The following is an 8,569-nucleotide window of genomic DNA, read 5'->3' as shown; positions in this document are numbered from 1 at the left end:
ACGCGACCCACCAGATGAAAAAGCTCACCCTCGATGACCTGAAGAAGTTCCGCGACTACCTCCGCATCCCCATCACGGACGAACAGCTCGACGCGGACCTCTACCGGCCCCCGTACTATCACCCCGGCATGGACTCCCCCGAGATCCAGTACCTCATGGAACGCCGCCGCACCCTGGGCGGTTTCGTCCCCGAGCGCCGGCCGGACCACGCTCCGGTGGAGCTGCCGGACGCCAAAACCTATGAGGTCGCCAAGCGCGGTTCCGGCAAGCAGCAGGCCGCCACCACCATGACCTTCGTACGCCTGCTTAAGGACCTGCTCAGGGATAAGAAGTTCGGGCACCGTATTGTCCCGATCGTTCCGGATGAGTCCCGGACCTTCGGCATGGACGCGTTCTTCCCCACGGCCAAGATCTACAATCCGGACGGCCAGGCGTATCTGTCCGTGGACCGGGACCTGGTCCTGGCCTACAAGGAATCCGCCCAGGGCCAGCTGATCCACCCCGGCATCAACGAAGCCGGCGCGGTCGCAGCCTTCACGGCTGCCGGCACCGCCTACGCCACCCACGGCGTACCGCTGATCCCGGTCTACGTGTTCTACTCCATGTTCGGCTTCCAGCGCACCGGTGACGCCTTCTGGGCCGCCGCGGACCAGATGACCCGCGGCTTCATCATCGGCGCCACCGCCGGCCGGACCACCCTGACCGGTGAAGGCCTCCAGCACGCCGACGGCCACTCCCCGATCCTTGCCTCCACCAATCCGGCTGTGCTCACGTACGACCCGGCCTACGGGTACGAGATGGGCCACATCATCCGCGACGGCATCGAGCGCATGTACGGACCGGCCGCAAGCGGCGATGGAACCGGACCTGTAGCCGATAAGAACCTCATGTACTACATCACGGTCTACAACGAGCCCATCTCCCAGCCGGCCGAACCTGAGAACCTCGACGTCAACGGAGTGCTGAAAGGCATCTACCGGGTGTCGGCGTCGGGTCTTGAAGGGCCCAAGAGCCAGATCCTGGCCTCCGGCGTCTCCGTCCCCTGGGCTCTCGACGCCCAGCGGATCCTCGCCGAGGACTGGGGTGTCTCCGCCGACGTCTGGTCCGTGACGTCCTGGAACGAACTGCGCCGCGACGGGCTAGCCGCCGAGGAAGAGGCGTTCCTGAACCCGGGCAAGCCCGCCCGCGTCCCGTTCGTCACGCAGCAGCTCGCCGATGCCCAGGGGCCAGTGGTGGCGGTGACCGACTACATGAAAGCCGTCCCGGACCAGATCCGCCAGTTCCTCCCGCACCAGTTCGCGTCGCTCGGAGCTGACGGCTTCGGCTTCTCCGACACCCGTGCAGCTGCCCGCCGCTTCTTCAAGAACGACACCCACTCGATTGTGGTGAAGACTCTGCAGTTGCTGGCTTCGCGCGGCGAGGTGGACGGCGGCGTGCCCGCCTATGCGATGGACCGCTACAAGCTCCTGGACGTCAACGCCGGGACCACCGGCGGCACCGGCGGCGACGCCTGACTCACTCGTCGAGACACACATTGACGGCAGTGTTCCCTGGGAACACTGCCGTCATTTGTCATGTGGCTGGATAGGCTGGGGCGATGGCTGACCTGGACAAACCACGCACGACGGCGGTGCTGCTAGCCGCCGGCGCCGGGACGCGGCTGGGGCTCGGGCCCAAGGCGTTGCTCCGGTTCCGCGGCAGCACTCTCGTTGAAGTCCTGGCAGACGTGCTGCTCGCGGGCGGCTGCCGGGAAGTAGTGGCGGTGCTCGGCGCGGACGCGGTAACGGTGCGTGCCGCCACCGACCTGAGCCGGCACCGGGTCATCGACAACCCGGACTGGGCCGGCGGAATGGGAAGTTCGTTCCGGGCGGGGGTCGCCGCAGCAGCCCCGGAGGACCACGTGCTTATCGCGCTGGTGGACCAGCCCGGCCTGACGGCAGAAACCGTCGCCAGAATGCTGGCATCCCATCAGCCTGGCCGGGTGGCAGCGGCCGCCTACCGTGGCCCGGACGGAAATCTCCGGCGGGGACATCCGCTGCTCCTGGATTACAGCCTCCGGGCTGAGGCCGCCGACACTGCAACCGGCGACGCCGGGGCACGCCATTTCCTCCAGGCCCACCCGGAACTGATCGACCTCGTGGACTGCAGCGACCTCTCCGGCGGCGAAGACCTCGACTCCCCCGGGCAGCTGCACCTGCTCGAAACAACAACGCGGGGTCAGATACGGCCCATAAAGCCTAGCAACATGGGCCCTATCTGACCCCGCGTTGGTTTCATCGCTCTTAGCCCCGGCCGATGAACGGCATTCCGGCGGCGGTGATAACCACCGAGCCCATACTGGCCGACGGCGGCATGCCAGCCATCAGCAGCACGGCACGCGCGGCGTCCTGCACCGGGAAGGTGGGCTCCACCCTGCGGCTGCCGTCAGCCTGCAGGGCTCCGGAGTCCACACCGATGGTGGCCATGATGTCCGTGGCTGTGTTTCCGATGTCGATCTGGCCGCAGGTGATGCCGAAGCCCCTGCCGTCCAGCTCAATGCTCTTGGTCAAGCCCGTCATGGCGTGTTTGGTGACGGTATAGGCCACTGTCCGCGGCCGCGGCGAATGCGCTGAAATGGACCCGTTGTTGATGATCCGGCCACCCTGCGGGTTCTGGGATTTCATGGCCCGGACCGCCGCGGCGGCGCACAGCATCGAGCCGGTCAGGTTCACCGCCACCACAGCGTCCCAGTCGGCAATGCTGATTTCATCCACCGACGCGGCCGGGCCGAACACGCCGGCGTTGTTAAACAGCAGGTCAACCCTCCCCCATGTCCCGGCGGCAGCAGCGAAAAGGCGCTCGACGTCGTCGGGCGCTGTTATGTCGCAGGGCACCGTGAGCGCCTGGCGGTGGCCGGCCGCGGACTCCAGTAGCGGAGCCTCACGGCGGCCGGCCAACACCACGCGGTAGCCGTCGGCCAGCAGGAGCCGCGCCACGGCCCTGCCAATCCCGGAACCGGCACCGGTCACGACGGCGACCGGTGCCGGCCGGTGGGGTTTTACGGGCCGGTGGGTTGCAGTCATGGGGTCGCTCCTTGTGTTGAGGCCGGGCTGTTGACCGCCGGCCTAAAGTGCGGCGGGTACTTCCGCCGCCGTTATCGGCCAGCCTATGACTGTCTTGGGCCGCGGAGTGGCGTACGTCCGGACCTTTGAGGTGCTCAGCCGCAGCCGGACCAGAGATTCCGCAATCGTGACAGCAGCGGCCACGCCGTCCACCACGGGGACGCCCGCCCGCTTGCGGATCTCCTCATCAAGGCCGGCCATGCCGCCGCAGCCAAGCACAATGACTTCCGCTTTGTCCTCGCGGACGGCCAGCAGCGCCTGTTCGATGATGGCTTCCACAGCGCGCTCCGGCTCCTCCTCCAGTTCCAGGACGGCCATGCCACTGGCCCGGACCGAGGCGCAGCGGGCGTCGAGACCGGCCAGCTTCAGCCGGTCCTCGATCAGCGGAACGGCACGGTCCAGGGTGGTGATCACGGAGTACTTGTGGCCCAGGAACATCGCGGTGCTCGCGGCCGCCTCGGTGATGTCCACGACCGGAACGTCGAGTAACTCCTGGAGCCCTTCGCGGCCGTGTTCGCCGTAGCCTGCCTGGATGACGGCGTCGAAGGGTTCCGGGTAACTGACCACGGCGTCCATGACGGCGATGGCCGCGAGGTAACTCTCAAAGTTCCCCTCGCAGGAGTCGGCGCCGAAGCGGGGAGTGATTCCCACGATCTCCGTCTCCGGAAGCGCAGCCTGCCGTGCCTGAGCGGCGATCGAATCGGTCATGGACTGAGTGGTGTTGACGTTGGCCACAAGGATGCGCATGGTGCTGTTCTCTTTCGGGACAGGTTGGTTAGTGGGTGCTGACGATGGCGATGGGCTCGCCGTCGACGTCGTCGAACTGCTGCTTGCGATCCGCAATCCGGTAGTACACCACTGCCGCGATGCCTGCTGCGAAGAACCAGGAGAACGGGGCGGCTCCCTCGAAGGCCGGGACAAAAGCAATCACGAGGGCGACGGTGGCAGCCGGTATCAGTGCCATGATCGCTTTGGGGTTGTAACCCTTTTTGTAGTAGTAAGCTCCCGCGGGCGACTCGATGTAGAGCTCCGGCACATTGACCTTGCCGCGGCGAAGCAGCCAGTAATCTGCCATGACCACGCCGAACAGCGGCCCCAGCAGCGCGCCCAGTCCGCCGAGGAAGTACACAATGACCAGGGGGTTGTTGTAGAGGTTCCAGGGAAGGATGATGAGGCCGATCGTACCGCTGACCCAGGCCGCCTTGCGGAAATTCAGGTGCTTGGGGAACAGGTTCGTCAGTGCATAGACGGGGGCCACGAAGTTGGCCATCAGGTTCACGGCGATGGTCAGGATCAGCAGGGCCAGGCATGCCAGGACAAGGAAGAGTGTGTTCGGGATGGTCTGGACAATGTCCGAGGGGCTCTCGATGATCTTGCCACTGATTTTGAACTGGCCGCCTGCCATGATGACCACGATGGCACCGAAGACGAGCATGTTGATGGGGATGCCCCAGAAGTTTCCGCGGACCACGGCCTTTTTGGAGACCGCCGAGCGGGTGAAGTCGCAGAAGTTCAGGACGAAGGTTCCGTAGATGGAGACCCACAGTGCGCCGCCGGCAAAGATGGTGCGCCACATGTCGGCGCCTTCGAGCGCATTGTCCGGTGCCCAGGCGATAGAGCCGCCGGCTTCCGCGAAGATCCAGATGGCGATGGCGGCCATGGTCACCAGGATGATGGGCCCGGCGAAGGCCTCATACTTGCGGATCATTTCCATGCCGAAACTGACGATGACCAGCTGGACGATCCACAGTGCAACGAAGGCAATCCAGCCGAGTGTGGACAGGCCCATGATGGAGTTGCCATCCAGCTCCTTGAGGGAGGGGACCATGGCCACGAGCATTACGCGGAGGACCACCGAGGCCAGGTACGTCTGGATCCCAAACCAGGCGATGGCGACGGCGCCGCGGAGCAGGCTGGAGATCTGGGCACCGCGGATACCGAAGCTGATCCGGCTCATGACAGGGAACGGTACGCCGGTCTTGACCCCCATGAAGCCGGAAAAGTTGAGCAGGGCAAAGAGCAGTACGGCTCCGATGCCCAAGGCAAGGAGGATCTGCCAGCCTCCAAGCCCAAGGGCGAAAAGGCCGATGGCGAACGCATAGTTGCCGAGGCTGTGGACGTCGTTGGCCCAGAGCGTGAAAATACTGTAGCTGGTCCAGCGGCGACCTTCCCGCTTCGTCGGGGCAAGGTCGACGTTGTAGAGGGTAGGGCTGATCGTTCTGCCGGAGGCGGCGCTGGCTGCATCGCAAAGCGCGTCGACCCCCACGGAGGGGTAGGCAGCTTTGCCCTGGTCAATGTCAACGGCTGGCCCGGGTGTCGGATCGACGCCGTTCAACGGGGTTGTCTGCATCGTGGTCTCACTTCTTGAAGATGTCTTCCATGCGTTCCGCAGTGTGATTAATGCCGGAAACGACCGGCAGGAGCGTCGTTGCAATTTCCACAATACGGAAAGTGGGTATCGAGTAGTGAAATAACGGTATGACCCGGATCACGCATCAGTCAAGGGTTGCCGGAACAGGCCCGGTCACAAACGGTTGCTTCGACAGCAACGCGGGGTCAGATCTGGCCCAATAAACCCCGCTCCATGGGCCGTATCTGACCCCGCGTTGGTTTAGCGGGAGTGGATTAACGTTCCTTCCTTCAGGCCGAGGTAGATCCTGTCCCGTCCGATCGGCAGCTCCGCGAACCGGACCCCGGTAGCGTTCCGGATGGCGTTGGCCAGAGCCGGCGCCACTGGATTGAACGGGCTCTCGCTCATGGACTTTGCCCCGAGCGGGCCCATTTGGTCGTTGGTTGAAGCGAAGTAGACCTCGCTGCGCGGCACGTCCGCGAAAGACGGGATGCGGTACTGCCGCAGGATATCCGTGGTGACCCGGCCGGCGTCGTCCACCCGGACCTCCTCATACAGTGCAGCGCCCAGCGCCTGCGCGATGCCTCCTTCGATCTGGCCACGGCACTGCCGCGGATTGACCACCACACCGGCGTCGGCGGCCTGCACGCTCTGCAGGATCCGCAGCTCGCCTGTACCCGTGTTGACCGCTACCCGGAAGCCGTGGACGTTGAACGCCACCGACCGCGGGGTCCCGTCCCAGTTGCCCTCGACGGCAAGCTGCACGCCCTGGTGCTGCGCGGCGCCATGGATGTCCTCGAGCGTAACCCGCCGCCCGGCACAGTCCACACCGCCGCCGTCGAGCGCGCATTCAGTCTCCGGAACCCCGGTCAGCGCCGCCGCAACGGTAATGATCCGGGATGCGAGCCCGGTGGCCGCCAGGAGTGTGGCTTTGCCGGCCACCACCGTCCCGGCCGAGCCGAATGCGCCGGTATCGTGCTCCACCAGATCGGTATCAGACTGCCGCACGGCCACCCTGGCTGCCGTGGTGGAGAGCGCCGTCGCGGCCAGCTGGGCGTGCACGGTGGTGGTGCCGTTGCCGAATTCGGCGGTTCCGACGTCGGCCGCGAACGTTCCGTCCGGGAGCAGGCTCACGCGGGTGTGGGCGAAGTGGCCGCGGGGCGGGACCGTGTCGATCATGGAAAGCGCGGCCCCTTCCCCGGTGACCCAGTCCGGGCCGAGATCATCGAGGCCGGCATCGCGGTAGCGTTGCTTGCCGCGGTCCAGGGCGTCCCGCACCAGGGAGATGCACTGGTCCAGGCCGTAGCTGCCGTAGTGGACGTCCTCCTCAGGCTCGGGGTTGGTGGAGAGCATGTCATCGCCTTCGCGCACCATGTTCCGGCGCCGGAATTCCAGCGGATCCATCCCGATGCCAACAGCCAGCTCATCGATGGCCGACTCGATCGCGAAGATCATCTGGCTCAACCCGTAGCCCCGGAACGCCCCGGCCGGCACGGTGTTGGTGTAGACGGCATGCGCGTCCACTTTCTTGTTGGCGCACTTGTACACGGCCAGCGATTCGCCGCAGCCGTGGAACATCACGCCGGGCGCGTGGTTGCCGTAGGCACCGGTGTTGGTGACCACGTCCAGCTGCAGCGCCGTGAGGAGCCCGTCTTTGCTGGCGCCTGCCTTGAGCTTGATGGTGAAGGGGTGTCGCGTGGTGGTGGCGGTGAACTGCTCCGTGCGGGTGAACTCCACCTGCACGGGCCGGCGCAGCGTGAGTGCGGCGAGGGTAACGAGGTCCTCGGTGAGTACTTCCTGCTTGCCGCCGAAGCCGCCGCCCACGCGGCCGGCCACCACGCGGATGCGGTCCTCCGGCAGGTCGAACACCCGGCCCAGCGTGCGCCGGACCAGGAACGGGACCTGGCTGGAGGTCCGGACCACGAGGCGGTCTTCCTCGTCGAGCCAGGCAATGGAGGAATGGGTTTCCAGTGCAACGTGCTGCACCCGCTGGGTCCTGTACGTGTGCTCGTGGATGAAATCGGCAGCGGCGAACCCGTCCGCCACGCTGCCCAGCTCCGAATGCAGCTCGGCCACCACGTTCTGCCGCGGACGCGAAATTCTGGCCTTCCCGGCGTCCTTCTCACCGTGCAGGGCTGGAGCGCCGGGCAGCATGGCGTCCTGCGGGCTGAAGACTGTGTCCAGCAGCTCGTATTCCACCTGCAGGGCGCGGGCCCCGGCCTCGGCGGCACCCACGGATTCGGCCACAACGGCGGCCACCCGCTGGCCAATGAACCGCACCACGTCATCGAGGACCCGGGTGTCGTCGGGGTCATCGGTGTAGAGCTCGTGCTGGGCGGTGGAGAAGTGCTGCGCCGGGGCGTCCTCGTGGGTGAAGACCGCGACGACGCCGGGCACCTGGAGCGCGGCCGTCCCGTCGATGGAGACAACCCGGGCATGGGCGTGGGGCGAGCGCAGCAGCTTCAGGTGCAGCAGGCCCTGGAGCTCGTCAGCCGGGACATCGAGGGTGTAGCGGGCGGTGCCGGTGACGACGGCGGCGCCCGCCGGGGCGGGCACGTTGTCGCCGAGCTGCCCGGCCCGGGATGCCGAGGTGCCCGCGGCGGTGGTTCCGGCGGCGGAAGCCGGACGCACCGCGCCAGCTGCCGCGCCGCCGTCGTGATTGTGCTTCCCCGCTGAACCGGTCCCGCAGACGGCGTCCGCGATGGAACGGTAGCCCGTGCAGCGGCAGAGGTTGCCCTTGAGGCTGCGGGGCAGGTTGGCCTTCTGTTCGTCATCGAAGGTGGCTGCGGTCATCATCATGCCGGCGGTGCAGAAGCCGCATTGGAAGCCCTGTTCGGCCAGGAACTGTTCCTGCACGGGATGCAGCGCACCGCCCGTTGCACCGGACGTCCCGGCGAGGCCTTCGATGGTGGTAACGGACCTGCCCTCCGCGCGGACGGCCGGGTAGATGCAGCTGTGCACGGGGGTGCCGTCCACGTGGACGGTGCAGGCCCCGCAGTCGCCGCCGTCGCAGCCCTTCTTGACGCCGAAGTTGCCCTGTTCGCGCAGGAACGTGCGCAGGCACTGGCCGGGGCGGGGTGTGGTCCCGGTGGCGGTGCCGTTGATTTCGATTGCCATG

General features: G+C 66.4%; 5 protein-coding genes and 1 pseudogene. 2 read left to right on the top strand and 4 right to left on the bottom strand.

The window, feature by feature from the left end; all coding sequences use genetic code 11:
• Both QK290_RS16485 and nboR read left to right on the top strand, forming a co-directional pair.
• Positions 1-1,514: pseudogene (locus QK290_RS16485) on the top strand (pyruvate dehydrogenase (acetyl-transferring), homodimeric type); the annotation flags it as partial.
• An 83-nt stretch (positions 1,515-1,597) separates the two neighbouring features.
• Positions 1,598-2,260 (top strand): nicotine blue oxidoreductase, encoded by a 663-nt coding sequence (nboR, locus tag QK290_RS16480; protein WP_282331716.1) that lies wholly within the window; start codon positions 1,598-1,600, stop codon positions 2,258-2,260.
• 22 nt (positions 2,261-2,282) lie between these two features.
• On the opposite strand, the gene QK290_RS16475 is transcribed toward nboR, so the two are convergent.
• From QK290_RS16475 to QK290_RS16460, 4 genes are all read right to left on the bottom strand, one after another.
• Positions 2,283-3,062, bottom strand: a complete 780-nt coding sequence (locus tag QK290_RS16475; protein WP_282331715.1) for an SDR family oxidoreductase — start codon at positions 3,060-3,062, stop codon at positions 2,283-2,285.
• Between the two features lie 42 nt (positions 3,063-3,104).
• Positions 3,105-3,848, bottom strand: coding sequence for an aspartate/glutamate racemase family protein (locus tag QK290_RS16470; protein WP_282331714.1), 744 nt, complete (start codon positions 3,846-3,848; stop codon positions 3,105-3,107).
• Between the two features lie 28 nt (positions 3,849-3,876).
• Positions 3,877-5,451, bottom strand: a complete 1,575-nt coding sequence (locus QK290_RS16465; RefSeq protein WP_282331713.1) for an NCS1 family nucleobase:cation symporter-1 — start codon at positions 5,449-5,451, stop codon at positions 3,877-3,879.
• A gap of 261 nt (positions 5,452-5,712) precedes the next feature.
• Positions 5,713-8,568: a molybdopterin cofactor-binding domain-containing protein gene (locus tag QK290_RS16460; RefSeq protein ID WP_282331712.1), complete on the bottom strand. Its 2,856-nt coding sequence runs from the start codon at positions 8,566-8,568 to the stop codon at positions 5,713-5,715.
• Between the last annotated feature and the right edge of the window lies 1 nt (position 8,569).

This window comes from Pseudarthrobacter sp. AL07, from assembly GCF_029960665.1.
GTDB lineage: Bacteria > Actinomycetota > Actinomycetes > Actinomycetales > Micrococcaceae > Arthrobacter.
The sequence above is the reverse complement of the archived record's forward strand: the minus strand, read 5'-3'. Positions and strand labels throughout refer to the sequence as shown.